Origin of the sequence: Mesorhizobium sp. M0189, from assembly GCF_040322135.1 — a bacterium.
Lineage (GTDB): Bacteria > Pseudomonadota > Alphaproteobacteria > Rhizobiales > Rhizobiaceae > Mesorhizobium.
In genome coordinates, this window is record NZ_JAMYSW010000022.1 from 45,596 (window position 1) to 71,160 (window position 25,565).

A 25,565-nucleotide genomic window follows, 5' to 3' on the forward strand; every position below is an offset into this window, starting at 1 on the left:
GATCAGCATGGCGGCAGTCACACTCAAAAACGTCATCAAGCGCTTCGGCGTCTTCGAGATCGTCCACGGCGCCAATATCGATATCGATGACGGCGAATTCGTCGTCTTCGTCGGCCCTTCCGGCTGCGGCAAGTCCACGCTGCTCCGGATGATCGCCGGGCTCGAGGACATCAGCGACGGCGAGATCGCCATTGGCGGCAAGGTGGTGAACGACGTCGAGGCGGCCGATCGCGGCATCGCCATGGTGTTCCAGTCCTACGCGCTCTATCCGCACATGACGGTTGAGCAGAATCTGAGCTTCGGCCTGAGAATGACCGGCAACCCCAAGGCAGATACCGAGCGGCGGGTGAAGCGGGCTTCCGAAATCCTGCGCATCGCCGAGCTGATGAAGCGGCGGCCGCGGCAATTGTCGGGCGGCCAGCGCCAGCGCGTCGCCATCGGCCGCGCCATCGTGCGCGAGCCGCAAGTGTTCCTGTTCGACGAACCGCTCAGCAATCTCGATGCCGAGCTCCGGGTGCAGATGCGCGTCGAGATATCGCGCCTTCACAAGGAGCTTGGCGTTACCATGGTCTATGTGACGCACGACCAGACCGAGGCGATGACGCTGGCCGACAGGATCGTCGTGCTCAACGCCGGTAATATCGAGCAGATCGGCGCGCCGCTCGATCTCTACGACGACCCCGCCAACCGCTTCGTTGCCGGCTTCGTCGGCTCGCCGAAGATGAATTTTCTGGCGGCGAAAGTGGTCGGAACCGACAACAGCGCGGCGATCGTGGAGCTGGTCAACCATCGCGGCGTGCGACTGCGCAAGCCGCTTTCCGATGCCTTGCCTGCGATAGGCGGCGATGTCGTGCTCGGCGTGCGGCCGGAGCATTTCTTCGACGCCGGCCAAGGCGATTGCGACCTTACCCTCAAGGCCGACGTCGCCGAGCACTTGGGATCGGTGAGCTATGTCTATGCCAATTCCGGGACCGGGGGCGGGCGCGAAGAACTGATCATCGAGCGCGAGGCCTCGCGGCATCGCGCCAACGGCGACGACCTGGTGGTGTCGATCAAGGCCGACCGCTCGCTTCTCTTCCACGCCACCGGCGCACGCATTCGCTAACCCATCTTTCTTTTGTCCGATCGCGATTGCTCGCGGCCACCCCACGGAGATTTGACATGACTTCCAAACCAGAAAAAATTCGCTGGGGCATTCTCGGGCCCGGCAACATCGCCAAGGCCTTTGCCGGCGGCGTCGCCCATTCGCGCACCGGCACCTTGGTCGCCTTAGGGGCGCGCAATCCCGGCAAGGCCGGGCTCACCGAGGCTTTCCCCGGCGCCCGCATCCTCGACGGCTACGAGGCTTTGCTTGGCGATCCGGATGTCGACGCGATCTATATTTCGACGCCGCATCCGAGCCATGCCGAATGGGCGATCAAGGCAGCCGAGGCCGGAAAGCATGTGCTTTGCGAAAAGCCGCTTGGCCTGACCGCCTTCGAGGCCGACGCGATGATCCATGCGGCGCGCAAGGCCGGCACCTTTCTCGGCGAAGCCTTCATGTACCGGCTGCATCCGCAGACGGCCAAGCTGGTCGAGCTGATCAGTGCCGGCGCGATCGGCGAGATCAAGATGATCAAATCCAGCTTCGGCTTCGCCATGCCGGGCTTCATGCCGGAGCACCGGCTTTACGCCAAGGATCTTGCCGGCGGCGGCATCCTCGATGTCGGCGGCTATCCCGTGTCGATGGCGCGGCTGATTGCCGGCGCCGCGGCGGGAAAGCCCTTCGCCGAGCCGGACAAAGTGGTGGGTACTGCGCATCTCGGCCAATCCGGTGTCGACGAATGGGCGTCGGCGCTGTTGCATTTTCCGGGCGGCATCGTCGCGGAAGTCTCCTGCAGCATCTCGCTCGCTCAGGACAATGTCTTGCGCATTCTCGGCAGCAAAGGCCGCATCGAGGTCGCGGATTTCTGGTATGCCGGCGGCCAGCAAGGCGGCACCGGCGAAATCCGCATCATCCGTCCGGGTTACACCGAGGTGGTCGAGGTCAAGGAGGACGGCTGGCTTTACGCGTTCGAGGTCGACGCCGCCGGCGAGGCCATTCTCGGCGGGAAGCAGGAGTTCGCCTGGCCCGGCATGGGCTGGGCCGACAGTCTCGGCAATCTGCGCGTGCTCGACAAATGGCGTGCCGCGATCGGGCTCGAATACGACATCGAGAAACCGGCAAAGCGCGTCAACACGATCTCCGGACGGAAGCTGCGCTCCGGCGGGACCGCCATCCCCAAGCGCAGCATTCCGGGCCTGCCGCGGCGGGCCTCGTGCCTGGCGCTCGGCTTCGAGGATTTCCGCACCTTTTCGTCGGGCGCCATCCTGCTCGACGCCTATTTCGAGGCCGGCGGCAATCTGTTCGACACGGCCTTCGTCTACGGTTCCGGCTATACCGAGACCCTGCTTGGCCACTGGCTGAAAAACCGCGGCGTGCGCGAGCAATCCGTGGTCATCGGCAAGGGCGCGCACTCGCCGCTCTGCTATCCCGACGTCATCGGCAAGCAGCTCACCCAGTCACTCGAGCGGCTGCAGACCGACCATATCGACGTTTATTTCATGCACCGCGACAATCCGGACGTGCCGGTCGACGAATTCGTCGATGCGATGGACCGCGAGGTCAAGGCCGGCCGCATCCGCGGTCCGTTCGGCGGCTCGAACTGGACGATGGAACGCATGGACGAGGCGATTGCCTATGCCGAGCGCACCGGCAAGCAGAAGCCCGGCGCGCTTTCCAACAATTTCTCCTTGGCCGAGATGCTGGAGCCGATCTGGGCAGGCTGTGTCACCTCCTCCAGCGACGCGTGGAAGGCCTGGCTCACCGCCCGGCAGATGCCGAATTTCGCCTGGTCGAGCCAGGGCCGCGGCTTCTTCACCGACCGCGCCGGCCGCGACCGGCGCGACAATGAGGAGTTGGTCCGGGTCTGGTACTCGGACAAGAATTTCGGCCGTCGCGACCGTGCCATCGAGCTCGCCAAGCGGCTGGGCAAAAGCCCGATCCACGTCGCGCTCGCCTACGTCCTGGCGCAGCCCTTCCCGTCCGTCCCGCTGATCGGGCCCCGCTCGCTCGACGAATTGGAAGACAGCCTCCAGGCGCTCGACATCTCACTTTCGCCGGACGATCTTGCATGGCTGGATAGCGGTTCGGATCAGGCCCGCGCGCGGGCCTGACAGCAGGGAGAAAGGTTGCTAGAAGATGCGCTATGCGTGACTCGTGGGTTGGAAACGAGCTGATCAGAGTGCTTCTCGAGAACGACTCAGTGCACTTGGAGTTTGCTGGCGTTACCGTCCAACTCTGGACTTTATTCAAGGTGGCCTACGACGGAGGGCCTGACGTCTGGATAAAACCGGATAACCGTAGCGGCGATTTAAGCTTAATCTGGGCTTTGGTCGGAACGCGACTTGTAGAAGTAGCCTTGGAGGACACGGTTCGGGTCAGATTTGACAACGGCACGGAAATCATGGTCCCACCTGGCAACCGCCGAGGAGCCGTTATAACGGGAGTAGATGGCTACGATCCCTTCTGAATTTTGTACTGGCCCTACCGAATTTTGCGCGGCTTCTGGCACTCTTGGTCGACGAGGAGGATAGATGCTCGACATCTCACCGTCGAAACAGGCGGCCACCTGGCTCGGTTCTTTTGCGCGAGCGCTCGAAGCGGGCGACGTCGAGGCCGCAACCAATCTGTTCGTCGAGGACTGCTACTGGCGCGATCTTTTGACCTTCACCTGGAACATCAAGACGATGGAGGGGGCGGCCGCGATCCGCGACATGCTGGCGGCGACGCTGGCAACCACAAGGCCTGCTCAATGGCAGCTCAGCGGCGAAGCGACTTCGGACGAAGGCACCATCGAAGCCTGGTTTTCTTTCGAGACGTCATCGGCGTGGGGCCAAGGCATCATGCGCCTCAGGGACGGCAAGTGCCGGACGCTGTTCACGGCGATGAGCGATCTCAAGGGGTTTGAAGAGCGCAAAGGCCCGGCGCGGCCGCTGGGCGTCCGCCACAAGGCCGATCCGGAACGCGAAACCTGGCTGGAGGCAAGGCGCCGCGAGGCGCGTGACCTCGGCGTTAGCCAGCAGCCCTATTGCCTGGTCATCGGCGGCGGCCAGGGCGGCATCATGCTGGGGGCGCGGCTCAGGCAATTGGGCGTGCCGGCCATCGTCATCGAGAAGAACGCCCAGGCCGGCGATTCCTGGCGCAAGCGCTATCGCTCGCTCGTGCTGCACGACCCGGTCTGGTACGACCATCTGCCCTACATCCCGTTTCCCGAGAACTGGCCGGTGTTCACGCCCAAGGACAAGATGGGCGACTGGCTGGAGATGTATACGCGCGTCATGGAGCTCAATTACTGGACCTCCACGACATGCGTCAGTGCCTCCTATGACGAGACCGAAAAGGTCTGGACGGTCGAGCTCGACCGCGCCGGCGAGCGCATCACGCTGAAGCCGAAGCACATCGTCTTCGCGACCGGTGCTTATGGCCCGCCCAGGCGCATCGACCTGCCGGGCGCCGAGGTCTTCAACGGCGAAATCCTGCATTCCAGCCAGTATTCCAGCGGCGAGAAATTCCGCGGCAAAAAGGTCGCCGTCATCGGCGCGGCAAGTTCCGGCCATGACGTCGGCGTCGATCTCTGGGAGAGCGGCGCCGAGGTGACGATGGTCCAGCGGTCGCCGACGACGGTGGTCAAGTCGGACACGCTGATGGAGATCGGTTTCGAGATATTTTCGGAAAAGGCGCTGGCCCGCGGCATCACCACTGAGAAGGCCGACATGATCGTCGCCTCGACGCCGTTCGCGCTGCTGCCGCAAGGCCAGCGGGCGCTTTACGACGTCATCAAGGCGCGCGACGCGGCTTTCTACGACCGCTTGCGCGGCACCGGCTTCGCCATCGATTTCGGCGACGACGAGACTGGGCTCCTGATGAAGGCCTACCGCACCGGCTCGGGCTTCTACATCGACGTCGGCGCCTGCGATCTGATCATCGACGGCGAGATCGGCATCCGTAGCGGCGTCGGGATCAAGTCGCTGACGCCGACAGGCATCCTCTTCGACGACGGCACGGAACTGGCGGCCGACGCGATCATCGCCTGCACCGGCTATCTCTCGATGAACGAGACAGTGGCGGCGATCGTTTCGCGCGAAGTCGCCGACAAGGTCGGGCCGTGCTGGGGGATTGGCTCGGGCGTGAAAGGCGACCCGGGTCCGTGGCAAGGCGAGTTGCGCAACATGTGGAAGCCGACAGCGCAGGAAGCGCTGTGGTTCCACGGCGGCAATCTTGCGCTGTCGCGCTTCTATTCAAAATTCGTGGCGCTGCAGATCAAGGCGCGCATGGAAGGCATTCCGACGCCAGTCTATGGAGCGCCGGTGCGATAGGGCTGCCTTTCCCTTCTCCCCTTGTGGGAGAAGGTGGATCGGCGCGTAGCGCCGAGACGGATGAGGGGTGTTGGACGGATCGCCGTGGGTGCCAAGCTGGAGCACCCCTCATCCGTCGCCTTCGGCGACACCTTCTCCCACAAGGGGAGAAGGGGAGCCACATCGCCGTCAATAGTGGCTATGTCCGAAATGCCGGCTCGCCACCTCGACATGCGTGTCGTGCGCATGCGCTTCGAAGCGTTCGGTCTCGCCGAGATCGTCCACCGCCTCGTTCGGCCACCAGGTGCCGCCGACCACGATGCCGGCCGAGACCAGCCTTTGCTCGGCGACCAGCGAGGCGCCGACCGAATCGACAAAGGTGAAGTGGCCTGGACGCAGACGCAGCACCGCGACGTCACCGACCACGCCAATCGCCAGCCTGCCGAGATCTGGCCTGGCGATCGCTTCCGCTGGCCGCTGCGTTGCGGCGCGCAGCACCTCGACCAGTGGCATGCCGAGCGCCAGCAGTTTCGACATGCAGACCAGGATGTCGAAGGCCGGCCCGTCGACGCAGTAGAGATGCACGTCGCTGCTGATCACGTCCGGCGCCAGACCCTCGCTGAGCATCGCTTTGGCCACCTCGAAATCGAACGAGCCCATGCCGTGGCCGATGTCGAAGATGACGCCGCGCTCGCGCGCCAGCCGCATATCCGGCCGCACCGCCCCCGAGGCGAAGACCGGCGCGTTGGGAAACGGCCGGAAGCAGTGGGTGAGGATGTCGCCCTTGCGCAGCCGCGGCAGCACTTCCGAGCGGCCGGGCGGCGGCTCGTCTATATGCGCCATCAGCGGCAGGCCGGCCTTGTCGGCGGCTTCGAGCGCGAGATCGACCGGCGCGATGCCGCTGGTGCCACCGGCATGGCGACCCGAACGGACCTTGACACCGACAACCACGTCCGCGTGCTCGCGCGCCGCCGCCACCGTTTCGCGCGGTTCGCAGAGCCGGAGGTCGCTGCACTCGCCGACCGCCACGGTCTGCGAGAAGCCGAATATGCCGGCAAAGGAAATGTTGACGTAGGCCAGGATGCGGACTTTCGAGCGCTCTATGACGTGGCGGCGAAAGCCGAGGAAATTGCCGGCGCCGGCACTTCCGGCATCGATGAAGGTGGTCGTGCCGCTCTTTGCGGCGAGCCGGTCGGCATCGACGCCGAGCGAGGTGCCGCCCCAATAGACATGGCTGTGCAGGTCGATCAGGCCCGGCGCGACGATGGAGCCCGTGGCGTCGATGACGCGGGCGGCACGCTCGAAGGGGATTTCGGCGTCGATAGCCGCGATACGGCCGTCCACAATCGCCAGATCGCGTTGTGCGTCGAGGCCGGACGCCGGATCGATGAGGCGGCCGCCTTTTATCAGGAGATCGAATTGCATTGCGCCTGTCTCCGCTTTTCCGTCAGGCCGGCCTGTAGGCGACGGCTTCGACCTCGATCTTGATGTCGATCATGAGCCGAGACTCCACCGTCGTGCGTGCCGGCGGGTCTTTCGGGAAATGCCGGGCATAGACGGTGTTGAAGATGCCGAAATCGCGCGCGTCCTCGAGCCAGACCGTGGTCTTGACCACGTCGTCCAGCGTGCAGCCGGCCAGCGCCAGTGCCGCCTTGATGTTCGACAGCACCTGTTCGGTCTGCTCGGCGATGCCGCCCTTGACCACCAGCCCGTCGCTGCCGACCGGCACCTGGCCGGAGACATAGACGAAATCGCCGGCCCTGACCGCCGGCGACAACGGCACATGGGATTTTCCGAAACACTGCTTGGGCAAGGAGGCCTCCTCTGGAAATCTTGCGTGACCGCCCTTATGCCTGCCACCGCGGTTCTCATCCAACATTTTGGAAGCTATATCGCTTTGCTGCGGGAGCGCCAGCTTGGTCACCACGCTCGGTGACCCTTCGCGCCCCCCTCTGTCCTGCCCTCTTTCCCACTACTTGGCATCTCCCCCACTAGGAGGGAGATTGGCCGTCATCACTGATTTCGCCAACCACCGACCTTGCAAAAGGTGCGCTGCCAGCGAAGCTGCCGATCTCCCCCTTGAGGGACCCCAAGTGGGGGGAGATGCCCGGCAGGGCAGAGGGGGGCGCTGTCCCGCCAGCGTCTTGACCCGCGACGCCAGCCCGCTCAGCGATCGATTCGCGTCGACAGGATGATCGACGACGACGTCCGCTCGACCCCGTCCATGGCGCCGATCTGGTCGAGAAGCGTGTCGAGATCCCTGATCGACGGCGCCTCGACGATGACGATCATGTCGAAATTGCCGCTCACCGAATGCAGCGTCCGCACCGGCGGGAGCGACTGCAGGCTGCGCACCACCTTGTCGGCAAGCTTGGGCGTGACGGTGAGCAGGACATGCGCCCGCACCAGTCCCTGTTCGTAATCCGGCGAAAGCCTGACGCCGTAGCCGGTGATGATGCCGCGCTGCTCCAGCCGCTCGATCCGGCTCTGCACCGTCGTCCGTGAGACGCCCAGCCGCCGCGCCAGTTCGGCGGTCGAGGCGCGTGCATTGATGCGCAGCAGGGAAAGCAGCGCCTGGTCGGCATCACTAAGCATTTCGACGAACCTTGCCGGCGTATTGGTCAAACAGAGACTGCGTTTTGCACAATCCTACTCTTCCTTTCGACAGGCAAGCTGCGATTCTAGCCGTCTATTTAACATTGGTGCGAGGGACCGGTCATGAAGGAAATCATCGTCGTCGGCGCCGGCAAGATCGGCTCGACCATAGCCGAGATGCTGGCTTCCACGGGCGACTATCATGTCACCCTCGCCGACCGCTCGGCCACACAGCTCGGCGCGGCCGAACTGCCGGCCGGCGTAGAGACGCTGGAACTCGACATCGAGGCCGTCGGCACCCTCGAAGCCGCCCTGGCCGGCAAGTTCGCGGTGCTCAGCGCTGCGCCCTTCCATCTGACCACGCGCATCGCCGAAGCGGCGGCCAGCGCCGGCGTGCACTATCTCGATCTGACAGAGGACGTCGTCAGCACCAGGCGCGTCAAGGAATTGGCGCGCTCCGGCAACAGCGCCTTCATCCCGCAATGCGGGCTGGCGCCGGGCTTCATCTCGATCGTCGCCAACGATCTCGCCAGCCGCTTCGACACGCTGGAAAGCGTGCGCATGCGGGTTGGCGCGCTGCCGCAATACCCGTCGAATGCGCTGAACTACAATCTGACCTGGAGCACCGACGGCGTCATCAACGAATATTGCGAGCCTTGTGAGGCGATCGTCGAAGGCGAGCTGGTCGAAGTGCCGCCGCTGGAGGAGCGTGAAGAATTCTCGCTCGACGGCGTCACCTACGAGGCATTCAACACCTCGGGCGGGCTGGGCACGCTGGCCGAAACGCTGAAAGGCAAGGTGCGGACGCTGAACTACCGCACCATCCGCTACCCCGGCCACGCCGCGATCATGAAGGCGCTGCTCAACGACCTCGGCCTGCGCCACCGCCGCGACGTGCTGAAGGACATTTTCGAAAGCGCCCTGCCGGCGACGCTGCAGGACGTCGTCATCGTCTTCGTCACCGTCAGCGGCCGCAAGAATGGCCGCCTGCTGCAGGAGACCTACGCCAACAAGATCTACGCCAGGCGTGTCGGCGATACGGTACGCAGCGCCATCCAGATCACCACTGCCTCCGCCATCTGCGCCGTGCTCGACATGCTGGCCGATGGCACCTTGCCGGCAAAGGGCTTCATCAAGCAGGAGGACATCGCGCTCGACGCCTTCCTGGCCAACCGCTTCGGCCGCGCCTACGCGCAGCACGAGATGGTTAGCCGACTGGCGGGTTGAGCTGCGTAATCTCCCCCCCTTGAGGGGGGAGATGTCGGCGAAGGCGACAGAGGGGGTCGCCTCGCGTAGAGCGCTAACCTCCGACTGTCGTAAGGGAGGTCGAATCCAGTCGAACCGACCCCCTCTGGCCTGCCGGCTATCTCGCCGTCAAGAGGGGAGATCACCCTGCCCTCAAATATGCACCGCCCGCCCGAGCGCCTTCAGCGCCGCTTCCTGAAAACCCTCCCCTTGCGTCGGGTGGGCGTGGATGGTACCGGCAATGTCCTCCAGACGCGCGCCCATTTCCAGGGCCAGGCCGAAGGCCGTCGACAGTTCCGACACGCCTTGGCCGACCGCCTGGATGCCGAGCACCAGATGGTTGTCGGCGCGGGCAACGACCCGGACAAAGCCCTCCTCACCCATCTTCGTCATCGCCCGGCCATTGGCGGCGAAGGGGAACAATCCGACCTTGATTTCGCCGCCGAGCCCCTTTGCCTCCTCCGGCGACAGGCCTGCGGTGATCAGCTCCGGATCGGTGAAGCAGATAGCGGGAATGCAGCGTTTGTCCCAGCTGCACTTGTGGCCGGCGACGATCTCGGCGACCATTTCGCCTTGCGCCATCGCCCGGTGCGCCAGCATCGGCTCGCCGGTGACGTCGCCAACGGCAAAGATGCCGCGCATCGAGGTGCGGCACTGGTCGTCGATGCGGATGAATTTTCCCGCCATGTCGAGATCGATCTGCTCCAGCCCCCAGTCTTCGACCACCGGCTTGCGCCCGACGGTGACCAGAATCCTGTCGGCAACGATCTTGGCATTCTTGCCGTCCTTCGTCTCGACCAGCAGCGCATCGCCCTTGGTCGACAACCCCTTGGCCTTGGCGCCCACAAGCACCTCGATACCGAGCTCGGCGAGCCGCTTCACGACCGGCCGGGTCAGTTCGGCATCATATTGCGCCAGTACGCGCGGCAAAGCCTCGACCACGGTCACCCTGGCGCCCATCTTCGCGAAGGCGATGCCGAGCTCCAGCCCGATGTAGCCGCCACCGACGACGGCAAGCCTTTCCGGCACTTCGCTCAGCGCCAGCGCTTCGGTGGACGAGATCACCAGGCCACCGAAGGGCAGCGACGGCAATTCGACCGACGCCGAGCCCGTGGCGATCACCACCGTCTCGGCGCGGACCACCTGCATCCCGGTTTCGGTCTGGACCTCGACGGTCTTGCCGTCACGGAATTTCGCCCAGCCGTGCACGGTCTTGACCCCGGCCTTCCTCAACAGGCCGGCAACGCCGCTGTTAAGCCGGCTAACAATGCCGTCCTTCCAGGCGATGGTCGTTTCGAGATCAATCGATGGTGTTGCGATTGAAATGCCGAGCGGGCTCTTGCCGCCGGCCAAGTGCGACGCCTTTTCGAACTCTTCGGCCGCATGGATCAGCGCCTTGGACGGGATGCAGCCGACATTGAGACAGGTGCCGCCCGGTTTACCGAACTCGACGATAACCGTGTCGATGCCAAGCTGCCCGGCGCGGATGGCGCAGACATAGCCGCCGGGACCGGCGCCGATGACGAGCAGCTTGCAGGAGATTTCCTTCATCATGGCACCTTAGTTCGACGAGCCGGCGGGACAGCGCCCCCCTCTGTCATCTCCCCCTCAAGGGGGGAGATTGGCAGCTTTCGCGCTCGGCTTAGTCCTGCAAAGCTGGAGATTGGCGAAAGGCGGGATGACGGCCAATCTCCCCCCTTGAGGGGGAGATGCCCGGTAGGGCAGAGGGGGGCGCGAAGGATCGCTACTGCTCTCATCCTGCGCCCCTGCGATCCTCTGTTCATCTCCTCAATCCACAAAAATCAGCGCTGGCGTTTCCAGCAGCGTCTTGATCCGTTGAATGAACACCGCGACTTCCCAGCCGTCGATGACGCGGTGGTCGAAGCTGGAGGACAGGTTCATCATCTTGCGCGGGATGAACTGGGTGCCGTCCCACACCGGCCGCATCATCATCTTGTTGACGCCGAGGATCGCCACTTCCGGATGATTGATCACAGGCGTCGTCGCCACACCGCCCATGGCCCCGAGCGAAGTGATGGTGATGGTCGATCCAGAGAGCTCGTCGCGCGTCGCCGTGCCGGATTTTGCCGCCTCAGCCAGCCTGACAACCTCGGCTGCGCAATCCCAGATGTCGCGCGCCTCGGCGTGCTTGACCACCGGCACCACCAGCCCCGACGGGGTCTGCGCGGCGATGCCGATATGGACCCCGCCATGCTGGTGGATTATGCCCGCCTCGTCGTCGAACAGCGCGTTGAGGTTTGGCTGGTCGGCGATCGCCTTGACCATCGCCCGCATCAGAAACGGCAGCAGCGTCAGCTTCGGCCTGTCCGCGCCCGGCCGCTTCTCCTTGTTGAGCGCGGCGCGCAAATCCTCGAGCGCGGTGACGTCGATCTCTTCGACATAGGTGATGTGCGGGATGCGCGATTTGGCCAGCGTCATCTTCTCGGCGATCTTTCGCCTGAGCCCGACTATTTTGATATCCTCGACCGCCTCGTTGCGGACAAGCCCGGAGATCTTGGCGGGCCCGGGTCCGCGCGCCAGGAAAGCTTCGATGTCCTCATGCTGGATACGGCCGGCCGGGCCGCTCCCCACAATTTGCCGCAGGTCGATGCCGGCCTCTTTCGCCCTGAGGCGGACGGCCGGCGAGGCCAGCGGCTTTTCGCCCTCCGGACGCCGCGCGCCGGAGATCGGCGCAGTACCCCCGCCGGAGGGGAATTCCGTTGCCGGCTCACTTTCGCGCACAGAAGCGCTTCCTGACGGAGGTGGGACTGGTTTGGCGTCGGCCTTGGGAGCCGAAGCTCGTCCCCCTCCCCCTTGTGGGGGTCCGAAGGACGGGCGAGACCCGTGGCTCGCCCCGGCAAGGTTAGGGGTGGGGGTACGCTTGGCGCCCGCCTCAACGTCCCGTGGCGGCTTGACGTTACCCTCGCCGGCCACCTTCAGGCGCACGATGGGCGAGCCGATCGCCACCGTGTCGCCGATCTCCGCACCCAGCCAGAGGATCTCACCATCGACGGGCGAGGGAATCTCGACCGTTGCCTTGTCGGTCATCACAGCGGCCAGCACGGCGTCCTCACGCACGAGATCGCCGACCTTGACCTGCCATTCGACCAGCTCGGCCTCGGCGACGCCTTCACCGACATCGGGTAGCTTGATGACATATTCGCCCATCGTCTTCCCCCTCAGGCTTCCATCGTTTCGACGAGCGCGCGGCCTAGCCGCACAGGACCGGGAAAATAGTCCCACTCCTGCGCATGCGGATAGGGCGTGTCCCAGCCGGTGACCCGCGCCACCGGCGCCTCCAGATGGTGGAAGCAGTTCTCCTGAACCAGCGCCGAAAGTTCGGCGCCGAACCCCGATGTCAGCGTCGCCTCGTGCACGACCACGCAGCGCCCGGTCTTGCTGACCGAGGCGACGATCGTCTCGAGGTCGAGCGGCAGCAGCGTTCTCAGATCGATGATCTCGGCATCGATGCCGGTCTCCTCGGCCGCCGCCTGGGCGACATAGACCATCGTGCCGTAGGCAAGTACGGTGACCGCAGCGCCCTGTCTGCGGATCACCGCCTTGCCGAGCGGCACCGTGTAATGGCCGTCGGCGACTTCGCCAAGCTCGTGTTTCGACCATGGTGTTACCGGCCGCTCGTGATGACCGTCGAAGGGTCCGTTATAAAGCCGCTTCGGTTCCAGGAAGATCACTGGGTCGGGATCCTCTATCGCGGCGATCAGCAAGCCCTTGGCGTCATGCGGGTTCGAGGGCACCACGACTTTCAGCCCGGAGACGTGGGTGAACAGCGCCTCCGGGCTCTGGCTGTGGGTCTGGCCACCAAAAATGCCGCCGCCGGTGGGCATCCTGACCACGATCGGGCAGGTGAAGTCGCCGTTCGATCGATAGCGCAGCCGCGCCGCTTCCGAGACGATCTGGTCATAGGCCGGATAAACATAGTCGGCAAACTGCACCTCGACGCAAGGCTTCAGCCCGTAGGCGGCCATGCCGATGGCCGCGCCGACAATGCCGGATTCGCTGATCGGCGCATCGAAGCAGCGGCTCTTGCCGTATTTCGCCTGCAGGCCTTGCGTACAGCGGAAGACGCCGCCGAAGAAGCCGACATCTTCGCCGAAGACGATGACACGCTCGTCGCGCGCCATCGACACGTCCATGGCGTCGCGGATTGCCTCGATCATGGTCCGTCGCGGCATGGTTAGACTCCCGCCTGCTGGCGCTGGCGCCTGAGGTGCGGCGGCATCTCGGCATAGACGCCCTCGAACATATCGCGCGCCGAGGGCTTGCCGCCGGCATGCAGCGTGCCGTGGCGCTCGGCCTCCCGCTGCGCCGAAATCACCGTGTCGAGGATTTCCGCCTCGGCCTGGGCGTGGCGTTCGTCCGACCAGACGCCGCGCTGGATGAGGTGGTTCTTCAGCCTGACGATCGGGTCGCCGAGCGGCCACGCGTCGGACTCGGCCTTCGGCCGGTAGGCCGACGGGTCATCGGAGCTGGAATGGGCGCCGACGCGGTAAGTGACATATTCGACCAGCGTCGGCCCGAGATTGTTGCGCGCCCGCTCCGCCGCCCATTTGGCCACCGCATGGACGGCGAGATAGTCGTTGCCGTCGACGCGCAGCGACGGGATGCCGAAGCCCAGTCCGCGGGCAGCAAAAGTGCCGGAGCCGCCCCGGGCGATCCCCTGGAAGGTCGAAATCGCCCACTGGTTGTTGACGACGTTGAGCACGACCGGCGCCTTGTAGGTCGAGGCGAACACCAGCGCCGAATGGAAGTCGGACTCGGCGGTCGAGCCGTCGCCGATCCAGGCGGCGGCGATCTTCTGGTCATTGCTGATCGCCGAAGCCATCGCCCAGCCGACCGCCTGGATGTACTGCGTCGCCAGATTGCCGGAGATCGAGAAGAAGCCGTGCTCTTTCGACGAATACATGATCGGCAGCTGCCGGCCCTTCAGCGGATCGGCCTCGTTCGAATAGATCTGGTTCATCATCGTGACCATCGGATAGCCGTCGGCGATGAGCAGGCCGGCCTGCCGATAGGTCGGAAAATTCATGTCGCCCGGCGCCAGCGCCTTGCGGAAGGCGCAGCTCACCGCCTCTTCGCCGAGATGCTGCATGTAGAAGGAGGTCTTGCCCTGGCGCTGCGCCATCTGCATGCGCGCATCGAAGCTGCGCAGCGTCACCATATGGCGCAACCCTTCCAGCAGTTCCTCGTCGGAAAGCAGGCCGGCCCACGGCCCGACCGCCTCGCCGGCGCGGTTGAGCACACGAATGATCGAGAACGCCAGATCGCGGATGGTGCGCGGATCGACGTCGATCTCGGGGCGCGGCACCGAGCCGGCCTTGGGGATGGTCACGTCTGAAAAATCCGGCGTGCCGCCCGGCCGCACCTCCGGCTCCGGAACATGGAAGCGCAACATTCCGGCATCGGCCATGATCTCGGTCCTCCACTGTTGCCCGGCGCGATATTTGCACACCGCCGGACCAGTGCCAATTCGTCGGGCAGGGCTTCGGTCCTTCGGCTCCCGCCGATGCAGCCTGCCGCGCACAAGATGAAGATGTGTCTGCGAAATTTCTTGTCGATGTTGGACGGCAGCACGCAACTTAGCAGAAATTTGCCGACGATTGCCGCAACAGACGATATGTCCCGGGGTGAGCTTGCCTTTGACGAGCCCGCACATCCAGCGATTCAAGTTGCGCCTACCATTCAGGACCTTATCCTGACGGCATCGTTGTAAGAGAGGCGGGAATGCAAGGCAGATCGAGGGCCGTCGTCGCTTTGGCGATTGTAGCTTTTCTGGTTGGATCCGGTCGACCAGCTTTCGCTCAGTCGGACGATTGCATCGGCACGTACTATCGCACGAGGGATGCTGCCTGCATTGACCGGCTTATCACAACCTTGGATCAAGCTCCGTCCAGCGCTGAAAACGGAACGATAACCGGGTTTTTCGCTGCATTGTTCGACGGCTCGCCGGAGATGCGACGAAAACTGCTGGATGGCGTGCCCTCCGATCGCGCGGCTGACCTTTATCTGGCCGCTCTGCACAAGGCTGGTCTCACGGACGAAGCGCGGCGTTTCGCGTCGAGCCGAAAGCTGGAGGATGCAGCATCCCCCGGTGCCATGCCTTTGAAAACGTTGACACCCCTCTTTGTCCCGTTGGACAATGATCTGCTGCTTGGCGCCTATATGGCGACAGGAGACTTGTCCTACATAGATCATATTCTGGGAGATCATATTCTGGGAAATCTTCGAACCAGCCGTGACGGCATCGCGGCGGACGCAATCTGCATCGGCCTTGTTATGGGGAAATTCGCGGGTGCGGTGGCTCCAGGTCGCCCCGAGAATATCATGATTGTCGCTGCATGCCGGAAATATGGGTGCCCCAAGAGCCAGGCATCAAAAGACATGATGCGTGTGATGACGGTGGCATCGGCTGTATGGGCTATACGGTCGCTGGCGAAGAATGACGTTGCAATCAAACAGGAACTCGATCGCTTTTTCCAAAACGACTCGCGTTTGGCCGCCATTTTCGGAAGAGAGCAGAACGCCTTCACAAATTATCTGGCCTCAGTGACTTTGTGGTCGGTCGAGAAAGGCAAATCGCTTGACACGGCAATGACGGACTATGAACGCCTCGGTGCTGCCGATACTTCGTTCAAGCCTGATAGCATCCTGCAATCCCCCGAGGACAAGAACTAGCAGGCCGGCGCCTGTGGTTCACCCGGAGCTCTCGCCATGCTAACCACAACACCATGGCACAGAAGAAAGCATACGAGGTCGATTCATGGCTCGCGAAGCCGGATCCGCGCGTCTCGATCGTGCTGCTTTACGGTCCCGATCGCGGGCTGGTCGCCGAGCGGGCAAAGGCCTTTGCCGCCAGGACCGGCCTGCCGCTCGACGATCCGTTCTCGGTGGTCAGGCTGGACGGATCGGAGGTCGATCGCGACGAGGGCCGCCTGCTCGACGAGGCGCACACCGTGCCGATGTTTTCGGAGCGGCGCCTGCTATGGGTGCGCAATGCCGGCGCTCAGAAGGCGCTTGCCGACGACGTCAGGGCGCTGACCGCCGAGCCGCCGCGCGATGCCATTATCCTGATCGAGGCCGGTGACCTGAAGAAGGGCGTCGGCCTGCGCGGCGTGGTGGAGGCGGCGGACAATGCCATGGCTCTGCCTTGCTACGCCGATGAGGCCAGGGACATTGACACGGTCATCGACGACGAACTGCGCAAGGCTGGCATGTCGATGACGCTGGAGGCGCGGCAGGCGCTGCGCCGCAACCTTGGCGGCGACCGGCTGGCCTCGCGCGGCGAGATCGAAAAGCTGGTGCTTTATGCGCATGGCCAGGCCGAAATCGGCCTCGACGACGTCAAGGCGACATCCGGCGATGTCTCCGGCCTCTCCTTCGATGCGGCCGTCGACGCCCTGCTCGAAGGCAGGATCGCCGACTTCGACAGCGCCTTCACCCGCCATTGCCAGTCTGGCGGCCAGCCCTTCCTGGTGCTTTCATCGGCGATGCGGCAGTTGCAGACGATCCAGGCGATGCGCGGCCTGATGGACGCCGGCGGCCGCAATGCCGCTTCGGTCGTAGCCGCGGCGCGCCCGCCGGTGTTTTTCTCCAGGCGCAAGCTGGTCGAGAAAGCCCTCGAACGCTGGAGCAGCGAGGCGCTCGGCCGCGCCCTGACCCGCTTGCAGACGGCGGTGCTGCAAACGCGCCGGCGGCCCGATCTGTCGATCGCGCTGGCACGCCAGGCGCTGCTCGGCATTGCCGTGGAAAGCGCAAGGCTGGCGCAGAGGTAAGCTCGCTTCGAGCAGATGGCAGCTTCAACTCAGTCGGAGACGACAATCATTGAGGCTGGCGCCGCCCCTCATGCCCTACCGGGCATTTCTCCCCGTAAACGGGGAGAAAGAAGCCGGCCGCAACGCCGGCACCTTCTTGCAATGCTGGAGATCGGCAAAACCGTCGAAGACAGCGCCCTTCTCCCCGTCACTATACGGGGAGAAGATGCCGGCAGGCAGATGAGGGGCGGCGCCAACACCCCGAACAGGAGCGAATTCTTGTCAGAACGGCAGTCGATTCACGAGTAGTTTGCCGGCTAAGGTACCGGGCCATACCTACTCCCGCTTCAGCCTTCGGCAAAGCTCGTCAAGCTGCTCCAGCGTCCGGTAGGCGACGCTGATCACGCCGCCGCGCTGGTTGTGCTCGATCGTAACGATCATGCCGATCGTACTGGTCATCTGCCGCTCCAGCGCCAGTGTGTCGGCATCCTTTTGCGGCGGTGCGGCGGGTTGGCGTTTTGCCGCCGGCGCGCCGACCGGCATCTGCGCCAGCGCCTCGGCCTGGCGCACCGAAAGCCCCTCATCGATGATCCGCTTGGCGAGCCCGGCCGGGTCGTCGGCCGTCACCAAGGTACGGGCGTGGCCGGCCGACAGCGCCCCATCGACCAGCATGTCGCGAATGACGTCGGGCAGCTTGAGCAGCCTCAGCGTGTTGGCGACATGGCTGCGGCTCTTGCCGATCACCTGGCCGAGATCGGCCTGGGTATAGCCGTGGTCGTCGATCAGCTGCTGGTAGCCCAGCGCTTCCTCGACCGGGTTGAGGTCGGTGCGCTGGACGTTTTCGATGATCGCCAGTTCGAGCGCCGTGCGATCGTTGACATCGCGCACAATGATCGGGATTTCGGTCAGCCCGGCGCGTTGCGCCGCACGCCAACGACGCTCGCCGGCGATAATCTCGTAGCGGCCCGTTTGGGTTTTCGACGGCCGCGCCACCACCGGCTGCACCACGCCGTGTTCGCGGATCGACTGGGCGAGGTCGGTCAGGTCGGCGTCGCCAAAATGCCGCCGCGGGTTTTTCGGGTTAGGGCTGAGGAACTCGATCGGCACCTTGCCGTCGGCCGCCAGCCCCGGCTTTTCCGGTGCCGCCGGGCGATCGATTTCGCCGATCAGGGCCGCCAATCCCCGGCCCAGTCTCTTTCTCGAAGGGTCTTCGTTCATCGTCCGTCCAGATCGTTTCGGTATCGAATCGCTTGTTGGCTACTGTTAGGCGGCACGCAATTTGCGCTCGCGGCGGATCACTTCGGAAGCAAGCTGCAGATAGGCCTGGCTGCCCGAGCATTTGAGGTCGTAGAGAATCGCCGGCTTGCCATAGGACGGCGCCTCGGAAACGCGGACATTGCGCGGGATGACGGTTTCATAGACCTTGTCGCCCATATGCGCCCGTACATCCTGCACCACCTGGTTGGCGAGATTGTTGCGCCCGTCGAACATCGTCAGCACTATGCCCTGGATCGTCAGATCGGGGTTGATCGAACGGCGCACCTGCTCGACCGTCTCCAACAGCTGGCTCAGGCCCTCCAGCGCGAAGAATTCACACTGCAGCGGTACCAGCACCGAATCGGCCGCAGCCATCGAATTCAGCGTCAGCAGATTGAGCGAGGGCGGGCAGTCGATCAGCACATAGCCGAAATTGGCCGAGCGCTCGGCCGAAGCCCGCAGCGCGTTGCGCAGCCGCAGCACCCGGTCCGGCGCCGAGGCGATTTCCATCTCGATGCCGAGCAGATCGAGCGTCGACGGCACGATCGACAGGCCGGGCACCGCCGTCGGGATCGCCGCCGCTTCCAGGTCGAGTTCGCCGGTCAGCACATCATAGGACGAGACGGTGCGGTCGCGCCGGTCGATGCCAAGCCCGGTGCTGGCGTTGCCCTGCGGGTCGAGATCGACGATCAGCACCTGTTCGCCTATAGCGGCCAGCGCGGTGGCCAGATTGATGGCCGTCGTCGTCTTGCCGACGCCGCCCTTCTGGTTGGCGACGGTGATGATTCGGGGGCCGTTCTTCATCATGGGTCTATGCCAGAAATTCATTCGGGGTCGCCGGTCACTAGCCAGGGTGCTGTCGCAAGTCGGATATTTCGAGAACGACGCCCTGCGCGTCGGTTACACTGGCATGTTCTACCAGATCGAAAGACCATCGTTGAGCGCTTTCTGCCACTTCGGCGCGGTAATCCCGGCCTTTGTGAAACAGGCCGCGCGCGCCCTTCGTAAGCCACGGCGCCGCCAGGTGGAGCAGGGCCGGCAGCGAGGCGAGCGCCCTGGCCGTGACGATTTGCGGTGCAGGAACAAGAGGATAGCTGTCGTCTATGCGTCGCGCGATGACCTTGGCAGGCAGGCTGAACTGTCCGACGACCGCTTGCAGGAACGATGCTTTTTTCCGATTGCTTTCAACCAGGTCGATGCTGGCCCCTTCACGCTCGACCAGTAGAAAGGCCAGCACAAGCCCGGGAAAACCGCCGCCGGAGCCGAGATCGACCCAGCGCTTCGCGTCTGGTTTGATTCGCGCCAGTTGCGCGCTGTCGAGGATGTGGCGGCGCCAGACATCGTCCTGCGTCGATTGCGCGGCCAGATTGATCCGGCGATTCCATTTCTGGAAGACGGCCTCGAACTCGACCAGACGATCGAATGTTTCACGTGAAACCGGGCCTGCTGCCTGTTGCAGGTTCGCCCAGGACGCAGCGCTCACGCGACCTGCTTTCGCGCGGCCGCCTCGGCGTTGCGGACATGCGCGACGATAATCGCCAGCGCCGCCGGCGTCATGCCTTCCATACGCTGCGCGTCAGCGATGGAACGCGGCTGGCGTGCCAGCATCTTTTGCTTCAGCTCATTGGACAGGCCGGGAACAGAAGCAAAGTCGAGCGACTCGGGAATAAGCCGGCTCTCCTCAAGCCTGATCTGCGAGACGTCCGCCTGCTGGCGGTCGAGATAGACGGAATATTTGGCTTCCGTTTCAAGACGTTCGGCCGTTTTGGCGTCGATTGCTCCAAAAGCAGGTTCGATGCGCCCCAGCCAGGCGATGTCGACACCGGGATAGGCCAGCAACTCATAGGCCGAGCGGCGTACGCCGTCCCGGTTGATCTCGAGCCCATGGCGCGCCGCCTCATTCGGGGTCATCGTGGTGCCGAGGGCGAGCTGCCGCGCCTTATCAAGGTCTTGCACGACAGTGTTGAACCGTTGCGTTCGCTCCGGCGAGGCGATCCCCAGTCTCATCGCCAGCGGCGTCAGCCGCTCATCGGCATTGTCCGCACGCAGCGACAGCCGGAACTCGGCCCGCGAGGTGAACATGCGGTAGGGCTCGGCGATGCCGCGGCTGGTCAAGTCGTCGACCATCACGCCGATATAGGCTTCGGTGCGGCTTAGCACGATTTCATCGCTCGCCGACGCCTTGCGCGCTGCATTCAAGCCGGCAAGCAGCCCTTGCGCGCCAGCCTCCTCGTAGCCGGTGGTTCCGTTGATCTGGCCGGCGAGGTAAAGCCCGGCGATCCGCTTGGTTTCCAGCGTCGGCTTGAGTTCGCGTGGGTCGACATGGTCATATTCGATGGCATAGCCGGGCTGCAGCATCGTTGCCCGCTCCAGCCCCGGAATGGTTTTCAGGATGTCGAGCTGTACGTCCTCGGGCAGGGAGGTCGAGATGCCGTTCGGGTACACCGTGTCGTCGTCGAGCCCTTCTGGCTCCAGAAAAATCTGGTGGCCTTCGCGGTCACCGAACTTGACGATCTTGTCTTCGATGGACGGGCAATAACGCGGCCCGACGCCTTCGATTGACCCCGAATACATAGCCGAGCGGCCAAGATTGGCGCGAATCAGCTCATGCGTGACATTGGTCGTGCGCGTAATCCCGCAATGGATCTGCGGGTTTTCGATGCGGTCGGTGAGCAGCGAGAACGGCACGGGATCTTCATCCGCCGCCTGGCTCTCAAGCGACGCCCAATCGATCGTCCTGCCGTCCAGCCGCGGCGGCGTGCCGGTCTTCAGCCGCCCGAGCCTGAAGCCGGCGCGGCTCATCGTCGCCGACAGGCCGATGCTCGCTTGCTCGTTCATGCGGCCGGCGACGATTTTCTTCTCGCCAATATGAATCAGCCCGCGCAGAAAGGTGCCGGTCGTCAGCACCACGGCGCCACAGGCGAGCCTGCTTCCATCCGCCAGCAGCACCGCCGCGATGCGCCCATCGTCGATTTCCCCGTCATTGATGTCGAAGTCCAGCACCTCGCCTTCAATGACATCGAGGCCGGCCTGCTGCCGGATTGCCGCCTGCATGGCGAGCCGATAGAGCTTCCTGTCGGCTTGCGTCCGCGGACCGCGGACCGCTGGCCCCTTGCGACGGTTGAGCAGACGGAACTGGATGCCGGCCGCATCGGCGACGCGCCCCATCAGCCCGTCCATGGCATCGATCTCGCGAACCAGATGGCCTTTGCCGAGGCCGCCAATCGCCGGGTTGCAGGACATCACACCGATCGTGTCGAAGCGCAGCGTCACCAGCGCGGTTCTGGCGCCGGCACGCGCGGCAGCACTGGCCGCCTCGCACCCAGCATGGCCGCCACCCACCACAACCACATCATAGCGATTGGTCATCTGTATCTTCCGGTTCGAATCTGCCGACACATGTGCCCGCCGGGACGAGCTGTCAAGAACAGAGAGGCTTCAGGCGCATAACTGCGCTGACCATTGCAGATAGAGAACGCCCGGCGCTGCCCTGTCTGCCTTCTCCCTTTGTGGGAGAAGGTGGATTGGCGCGCAGCGCCAAGACGGTTGAGGGGTGCTGGACGGATCACCGTCGGTGCCAAGCTGGAACACCGCTCATCCAACCGAACTTCGCTTGGCCACCTTCTCCCACACGGGGAGAAGGCGAGAGCCGCACTAACCCCTCAACCTGCAGCACCTGCGACATTTGCACAGCGAATCGTTTCACGTGAAACAATGCCCTCCACTGACCGCCCAGCGTTTCACGTGAATCACTGGGGCGTATTCTTCCCAATGTTTCACGTGAGTCACTTGCCGATACAGAATTGCGAAAAGATCACGTCGAGCATATCCTCGACATCGACCGCGCCGACGATCCGTCCGAGCCGATCCGCCGCCAGGCGCAGTTCCTCGGCGCGCAATTCCTGTCCGCGGTCACTACTTGCCGCTGCCGCAAGCAGGAAGCGTTTTGTCTCATTGAGCAGCTCGACGTGCCGCAGCCGCGACGGCAGGATATCGCCGGCCTGGCCGATCTGCGCTGCGGCGTGCCGCCCGATCTCGTCCAGCAATTCGGCCACTCCCGTGCCGTCCTGCGTCGAGATAGCGATATCGCAGTGCGCCGCGGGCGAGGGTGATTCGCCCCTCAGAAGATCAACCTTCGTTCCGACCCTCAGCGCCGGAATGGCGCCCGGCAGCACACCGATCGCCATTGGCTCAGCCATATCCTCAAGCAGCAACAGCAGGTCCGCACTGTGCGCCTTGGCCCTGGCCTTCTCGATGCCGATCGCCTCGATCTTGCCGGGCGCCTCGCGCAGACCGGCGGTGTCGGTTACCCGGACCCGCACCCCTTCGAGGTCCAGCACCACCTCCAGCAGGTCGCGGGTCGTGCCCGGCTCATCGGTGACGATCGCCGCCTCGCGCCGCGCCAGAGCGTTGAACAGGCTGGATTTGCCGGCATTCGGCGCACCGAGGATGACGACTTCGAACCCGTCGCGAATGATTTCGGCAGCGCGGAAGCCGGCGACATGGCGCTCGATCTCGGCGATCATGGCCCGCACGTCGGACCAGACTGTGTCGGCGACCGAACCCGGCACGTCGTCCTCGTCGGCAAAATCGATCTCGGCCTCGATCATCGCGCGGGCGTGGATCAGCCGTCGGCGCCAGCCCAGATAGAGTTCGCTCTGCACGCCTTCGGCATTGTGCACGGCAAAGCGCCGCTGCGCCTCGGTTTCGGCATTGATGAGATCGGCCAGCGCCTCGGTTTCGACCAGATCGAGCTTGCCGTTGACAAAGGCGCGGCGGGTGAATTCACCCGGCTCGGCATGCCTGACGCCGTCGAAGGAGGTGATCGTTTCCAGCATCTTCGCCACGACGGCGCGTCCGCCATGCACATGGAACTCGGCAACGTCCTCGCCGGTAAAACTGTCGGGACCGGCAAAGAAGACGACCAGGCCGCTGTCCAGCACCGATCCGTCCGGCGCCCGTAACTTGCGATAGCTAGCAACGCGGTTCGGCACGGCCGATCCGGCAATCGTTTCGACTACGAATCGACTCTGCGGCCCCGAAATTCGGATCACCGCAATGCCGCCCGGCAGGCGCCCGCTCGACAGTGCCACGATGGAGTCTTTTGAAATCATTTGCCCGCTCTGCCGAAGCGCCCTAGCTATGCCTGTTCAATCCACCATCGAGTTGCGCCGTGACATTGCCTGCACAAAACCTGCTTGCCGAAGAGGCCAGTCCCTATCTGCAGCAGCACAGCGGCAATCCGGTGCACTGGCGGCCATGGTCGCCTGCCGCTCTGGCCGAAGCACAGGCGCTGCAGCGTCCGATCCTGCTGTCAGTCGGCTACGCCGCCTGCCACTGGTGCCACGTCATGGCGCATGAGAGCTTCGAGAACGACGGCGTCGCCGCCGTCATGAACCGTCTCTTCGTCAATATCAAGGTCGACCGCGAGGAGCGCCCCGACATCGACCAGATCTACATGGCGGCGCTGTCCTCGATGGGCGAGCAGGGCGGATGGCCGCTGACCATGTTCCTGACGCCGGACGGCAAGCCGTTCTGGGGCGGCACATACTTCCCTCGCGAAGCCCGCTACGGGCGCCCGGGCTTCGTCCAGGTGCTGGAGGCGGTCGACAAGGCTTGGCGGGAGAAGAAAGAAAGCGTTAACCAAAGCGCCGACGGTTTGACTACGCATGTCGAGGCGCGGCTGGCGGGCAGCCATGCCAAGGCCGTACTCGACAGCGACACGCTAGCGAAGCTCGCCAACGGCATTGACGGCATGATCGACCGCGAGCTGGGCGGCCTGCGCGGCGCACCCAAATTCCCCAACGCGCCGTTCATGCAGAGCCTCTGGCTGTCCTGGCTGCGCGACAGCACCGCAGCCCATCGTGACGCCGTTCTCCTCAGCCTCGAAAAGATGCTGGCCGGCGGCATCTACGACCATGTCGGCGGTGGCCTCAGTCGCTACTCGACCGACGCCGAATGGCTGGTGCCGCATTTCGAAAAGATGCTCTACGACAATGCCCAACTCGTCCGGCTGTGCAATTGGGCCTACGCGTCAACTGGCAAGGAATTGTTCCGGTTGCGAATCGAAGAAACGATTGCCTGGCTGTTGCGCGAAATGCGGGTCGAGGGCGGTGCCTTCGCTGCCAGTCTCGATGCCGACAGCGAAGGGGAAGAAGGGCTGTTCTATACCTGGAGCAAGGATGAGGTCGAGCTTGCCCTTGATGACGAATCAGCATTGTTTTTCAACTACTTCACACTTGCCGACCCGCATGGCTGGGAGGGCAAGCCGATCATCCGCCAGACAGAAGCCCAGCAGACGCAAAGTGTGATCGACCGCCAACAGCTCGTCCCTCTGAAAGAAAAATTGCTCGCGGCGAGGTCACAGCGCATCCGGCCAGGGCGTGACGGCAAGGCCCTGACCGACTGGAACGGCTTGATGATCGCAGCCCTTGCCGAGGCCGGGCGATCGCTTGGCCGATCCGACTGGATCGAAGCGGCGGCAGCGGGCTTTGCCGCCATTGCGGGCGCCGGACGTGACGGCCGCCTGCCGCATTCGATGCTCGGCGCAAAGAGGCTGTTCCCGGCCCTGTCGAGCGACTATGCCGCCATGACCAATGCGGCGGTCTCGCTGTTCGAGGCGACCGGCAATCCCGACTATATCGATCGCGCCAAGAACTTCATTGAGCAACTCGATCTCTGGCACCGGGACAGCGACAAGACCGGCTACTATCTGACCGCGTCGGACAGCACGGATGTGCCGATCCGCATCCGCGGCGATGTCGACGAGGCCATTCCTTCCGCCACCGGGCAGATCATCGAAGCCATGGTCCGATTGTCGTCGCTGACCGGCGATCTCGATCTCTGGGAAAAAGCCTGGACAGTCGCCGAGCACGCGGCCGGGCGGGCGGAGCACCAGGGCCATGGCCAGGCGGGAATCGTCAATGCCTGTGCCCTGGCGCTCGAACCGCTGAAACTGGTGATCGTGGATGATTTGGCGAACCCGCAGCTCGTTCCGGTAGCGAATCGATCACCGGATCCACGAAGGGTTGACATTGTCGTGGCAACCCGCTCGGCAATAAACCTGCCGGCCCTACCAGGCGGCATTCTGCCGCCAACAGATAGGCCAGGCGCCTGGCTGTGCACCGGGCAGGTTTGCCTGCCGGTGGTAACGGAAGCCGAGGAACTTGAGCGGCATTTGCGGCGGTGATGGACCTGGCGCGACCCCTCCTTCTCCCCTCTGTGGGCCTGTTGCGTAATTCGCTGATTGTGATTCTCTGAGGTGGACGGTCTGAGGGAATCGCGATGGCAGTGAAGCAGACGGGCCAGTTGAGCTTGGCGGAG

General features: G+C 64.1%; 19 protein-coding genes. 7 read left to right on the forward strand and 12 right to left on the reverse strand.

Annotated elements, in window-relative coordinates; translation table 11 throughout:
- Window positions 1-7: 7 nt before the first annotated feature.
- From NKJ09_RS28150 to NKJ09_RS28160, 3 genes are all read left to right on the forward strand, one after another.
- Window positions 8-1,105: an ABC transporter ATP-binding protein gene (locus NKJ09_RS28150; RefSeq protein WP_352764167.1), complete on the forward strand. Its 1,098-nt coding sequence runs from the start codon at window positions 8-10 to the stop codon at window positions 1,103-1,105.
- 56 nt (window positions 1,106-1,161) lie between these two features.
- Complete coding sequence (locus NKJ09_RS28155; RefSeq protein WP_352496004.1) at window positions 1,162-3,195, forward strand: aldo/keto reductase; 2,034 nt, start codon at window positions 1,162-1,164, stop codon at window positions 3,193-3,195.
- Window positions 3,196-3,615: 420 nt separating this feature from the next.
- Window positions 3,616-5,397, forward strand: a complete 1,782-nt coding sequence (locus tag NKJ09_RS28160) for an NAD(P)/FAD-dependent oxidoreductase (protein WP_023720567.1) — start codon at window positions 3,616-3,618, stop codon at window positions 5,395-5,397.
- A 168-nt stretch (window positions 5,398-5,565) separates the two neighbouring features.
- Here the strand turns inward: NKJ09_RS28160 and NKJ09_RS28165 are convergent, their stop codons facing one another.
- The 3 genes from NKJ09_RS28165 to NKJ09_RS28175 form a co-directional block, all read right to left on the reverse strand.
- A complete protein-coding gene (locus NKJ09_RS28165) occupies window positions 5,566-6,801 on the reverse strand; it encodes an amidohydrolase/deacetylase family metallohydrolase (protein WP_023718737.1) in 1,236 nt (411 codons plus the stop codon).
- Window positions 6,802-6,823: 22 nt separating this feature from the next.
- Window positions 6,824-7,189 (reverse strand): RidA family protein, encoded by a 366-nt coding sequence (locus tag NKJ09_RS28170; protein ID WP_023718738.1) that lies wholly within the window; start codon window positions 7,187-7,189, stop codon window positions 6,824-6,826.
- Window positions 7,190-7,542: 353 nt separating this feature from the next.
- Window positions 7,543-7,971: an Lrp/AsnC family transcriptional regulator gene (locus NKJ09_RS28175; RefSeq protein ID WP_023718739.1), complete on the reverse strand. Its 429-nt coding sequence runs from the start codon at window positions 7,969-7,971 to the stop codon at window positions 7,543-7,545.
- 123 nt (window positions 7,972-8,094) lie between these two features.
- Between NKJ09_RS28175 and NKJ09_RS28180 the strand changes: the two genes are divergently transcribed.
- Complete coding sequence (locus tag NKJ09_RS28180; RefSeq protein WP_023718740.1) at window positions 8,095-9,198, forward strand: saccharopine dehydrogenase family protein; 1,104 nt, start codon at window positions 8,095-8,097, stop codon at window positions 9,196-9,198.
- Between the two features lie 171 nt (window positions 9,199-9,369).
- On the opposite strand, the gene lpdA is transcribed toward NKJ09_RS28180, so the two are convergent.
- The 4 genes from lpdA to NKJ09_RS28200 form a co-directional block, all read right to left on the reverse strand.
- Entirely contained in the window at window positions 9,370-10,767 is a 1,398-nt protein-coding gene (gene lpdA, locus NKJ09_RS28185) for a dihydrolipoyl dehydrogenase (RefSeq protein WP_352496014.1), read from the reverse strand.
- A 237-nt stretch (window positions 10,768-11,004) separates the two neighbouring features.
- A complete protein-coding gene (locus NKJ09_RS28190) occupies window positions 11,005-12,384 on the reverse strand; it encodes a dihydrolipoamide acetyltransferase family protein (RefSeq protein ID WP_023718742.1) in 1,380 nt (459 codons plus the stop codon).
- Between the two features lie 11 nt (window positions 12,385-12,395).
- Window positions 12,396-13,409 (reverse strand): alpha-ketoacid dehydrogenase subunit beta, encoded by a 1,014-nt coding sequence (locus tag NKJ09_RS28195; protein WP_352496005.1) that lies wholly within the window; start codon window positions 13,407-13,409, stop codon window positions 12,396-12,398.
- A gap of 2 nt (window positions 13,410-13,411) precedes the next feature.
- The gene (locus tag NKJ09_RS28200) at window positions 13,412-14,644 is read right to left on the reverse strand and encodes a 3-methyl-2-oxobutanoate dehydrogenase (2-methylpropanoyl-transferring) subunit alpha (protein WP_023718744.1); all 1,233 of its coding nucleotides are present in this window, start codon (window positions 14,642-14,644) and stop codon (window positions 13,412-13,414) included.
- Between the two features lie 314 nt (window positions 14,645-14,958).
- Between NKJ09_RS28200 and NKJ09_RS28205 the strand changes: the two genes are divergently transcribed.
- On the forward strand, window positions 14,959-15,909 hold the full coding sequence (locus NKJ09_RS28205; protein WP_352496006.1) for a hypothetical protein: 951 nt from the start codon (window positions 14,959-14,961) through the stop codon (window positions 15,907-15,909).
- A 53-nt stretch (window positions 15,910-15,962) separates the two neighbouring features.
- A complete protein-coding gene (gene holA / locus NKJ09_RS28210; protein ID WP_023718747.1) occupies window positions 15,963-17,006 on the forward strand; it encodes a DNA polymerase III subunit delta in 1,044 nt (347 codons plus the stop codon).
- Between the two features lie 315 nt (window positions 17,007-17,321).
- Here holA and NKJ09_RS28215 read toward each other — a convergent pair whose 3' ends face one another.
- The 5 genes from NKJ09_RS28215 to mnmE form a co-directional block, all read right to left on the reverse strand.
- Window positions 17,322-18,203, reverse strand: coding sequence for a ParB/RepB/Spo0J family partition protein (locus NKJ09_RS28215; RefSeq protein WP_023718749.1), 882 nt, complete (start codon window positions 18,201-18,203; stop codon window positions 17,322-17,324).
- Window positions 18,204-18,248: 45 nt separating this feature from the next.
- Window positions 18,249-19,049 (reverse strand): ParA family protein, encoded by an 801-nt coding sequence (locus tag NKJ09_RS28220; RefSeq protein WP_084642633.1) that lies wholly within the window; start codon window positions 19,047-19,049, stop codon window positions 18,249-18,251.
- Between the two features lie 37 nt (window positions 19,050-19,086).
- Window positions 19,087-19,725: a 16S rRNA (guanine(527)-N(7))-methyltransferase RsmG gene (gene rsmG / locus NKJ09_RS28225; RefSeq protein ID WP_023718751.1), complete on the reverse strand. Its 639-nt coding sequence runs from the start codon at window positions 19,723-19,725 to the stop codon at window positions 19,087-19,089.
- On the reverse strand, window positions 19,722-21,611 hold the full coding sequence (mnmG, locus tag NKJ09_RS28230) for a tRNA uridine-5-carboxymethylaminomethyl(34) synthesis enzyme MnmG (RefSeq protein ID WP_352496009.1): 1,890 nt from the start codon (window positions 21,609-21,611) through the stop codon (window positions 19,722-19,724). Before mnmG ends, rsmG begins: the two co-directional genes overlap by 4 nt.
- Window positions 21,612-22,027: 416 nt before the next feature.
- Window positions 22,028-23,356 carry a tRNA uridine-5-carboxymethylaminomethyl(34) synthesis GTPase MnmE gene (mnmE, locus tag NKJ09_RS28235; protein WP_352496010.1) on the reverse strand — a complete coding sequence of 443 codons (1,329 nt, stop codon included), beginning with the start codon at window positions 23,354-23,356 and terminating at the stop codon, window positions 22,028-22,030.
- Between the two features lie 59 nt (window positions 23,357-23,415).
- Between mnmE and NKJ09_RS28240 the strand changes: the two genes are divergently transcribed.
- Window positions 23,416-25,431, forward strand: coding sequence for a thioredoxin domain-containing protein (locus NKJ09_RS28240; RefSeq protein ID WP_352496011.1), 2,016 nt, complete (start codon window positions 23,416-23,418; stop codon window positions 25,429-25,431).
- Window positions 25,432-25,565 lie beyond the last annotated feature (134 nt).

Coding starts and splice junctions, on each gene's coding strand:
- holA (WP_023718747.1), top strand. CDS start 15,963: ATGGCACAGAAGAAAGCATACGAGGTCGATTCATGGCTCGCGAAGCCG.
- NKJ09_RS28160 (WP_023720567.1), top strand. CDS start 3,616: ATGCTCGACATCTCACCGTCGAAACAGGCGGCCACCTGGCTCGGTTCT.
- NKJ09_RS28215 (WP_023718749.1), bottom strand. CDS start 18,203: ATGAACGAAGACCCTTCGAGAAAGAGACTGGGCCGGGGATTGGCGGCC.
- NKJ09_RS28165 (WP_023718737.1), bottom strand. CDS start 6,801: ATGCAATTCGATCTCCTGATAAAAGGCGGCCGCCTCATCGATCCGGCG.
- NKJ09_RS28195 (WP_352496005.1), bottom strand. CDS start 13,409: ATGCCGCGACGGACCATGATCGAGGCAATCCGCGACGCCATGGACGTG.
- NKJ09_RS28200 (WP_023718744.1), bottom strand. CDS start 14,644: ATGGCCGATGCCGGAATGTTGCGCTTCCATGTTCCGGAGCCGGAGGTG.
- lpdA (WP_352496014.1), bottom strand. CDS start 10,767: ATGAAGGAAATCTCCTGCAAGCTGCTCGTCATCGGCGCCGGTCCCGGC.
- mnmE (WP_352496010.1), bottom strand. CDS start 23,356: ATGATTTCAAAAGACTCCATCGTGGCACTGTCGAGCGGGCGCCTGCCG.
- NKJ09_RS28155 (WP_352496004.1), top strand. CDS start 1,162: ATGACTTCCAAACCAGAAAAAATTCGCTGGGGCATTCTCGGGCCCGGC.
- NKJ09_RS28220 (WP_084642633.1), bottom strand. CDS start 19,049: ATGATGAAGAACGGCCCCCGAATCATCACCGTCGCCAACCAGAAGGGC.
- NKJ09_RS28150 (WP_352764167.1), top strand. CDS start 8: ATGGCGGCAGTCACACTCAAAAACGTCATCAAGCGCTTCGGCGTCTTC.
- NKJ09_RS28175 (WP_023718739.1), bottom strand. CDS start 7,971: ATGCTTAGTGATGCCGACCAGGCGCTGCTTTCCCTGCTGCGCATCAAT.
- NKJ09_RS28190 (WP_023718742.1), bottom strand. CDS start 12,384: ATGGGCGAATATGTCATCAAGCTACCCGATGTCGGTGAAGGCGTCGCC.
- mnmG (WP_352496009.1), bottom strand. CDS start 21,611: ATGACCAATCGCTATGATGTGGTTGTGGTGGGTGGCGGCCATGCTGGG.
- NKJ09_RS28180 (WP_023718740.1), top strand. CDS start 8,095: ATGAAGGAAATCATCGTCGTCGGCGCCGGCAAGATCGGCTCGACCATA.
- NKJ09_RS28205 (WP_352496006.1), top strand. CDS start 14,959: ATGCAAGGCAGATCGAGGGCCGTCGTCGCTTTGGCGATTGTAGCTTTT.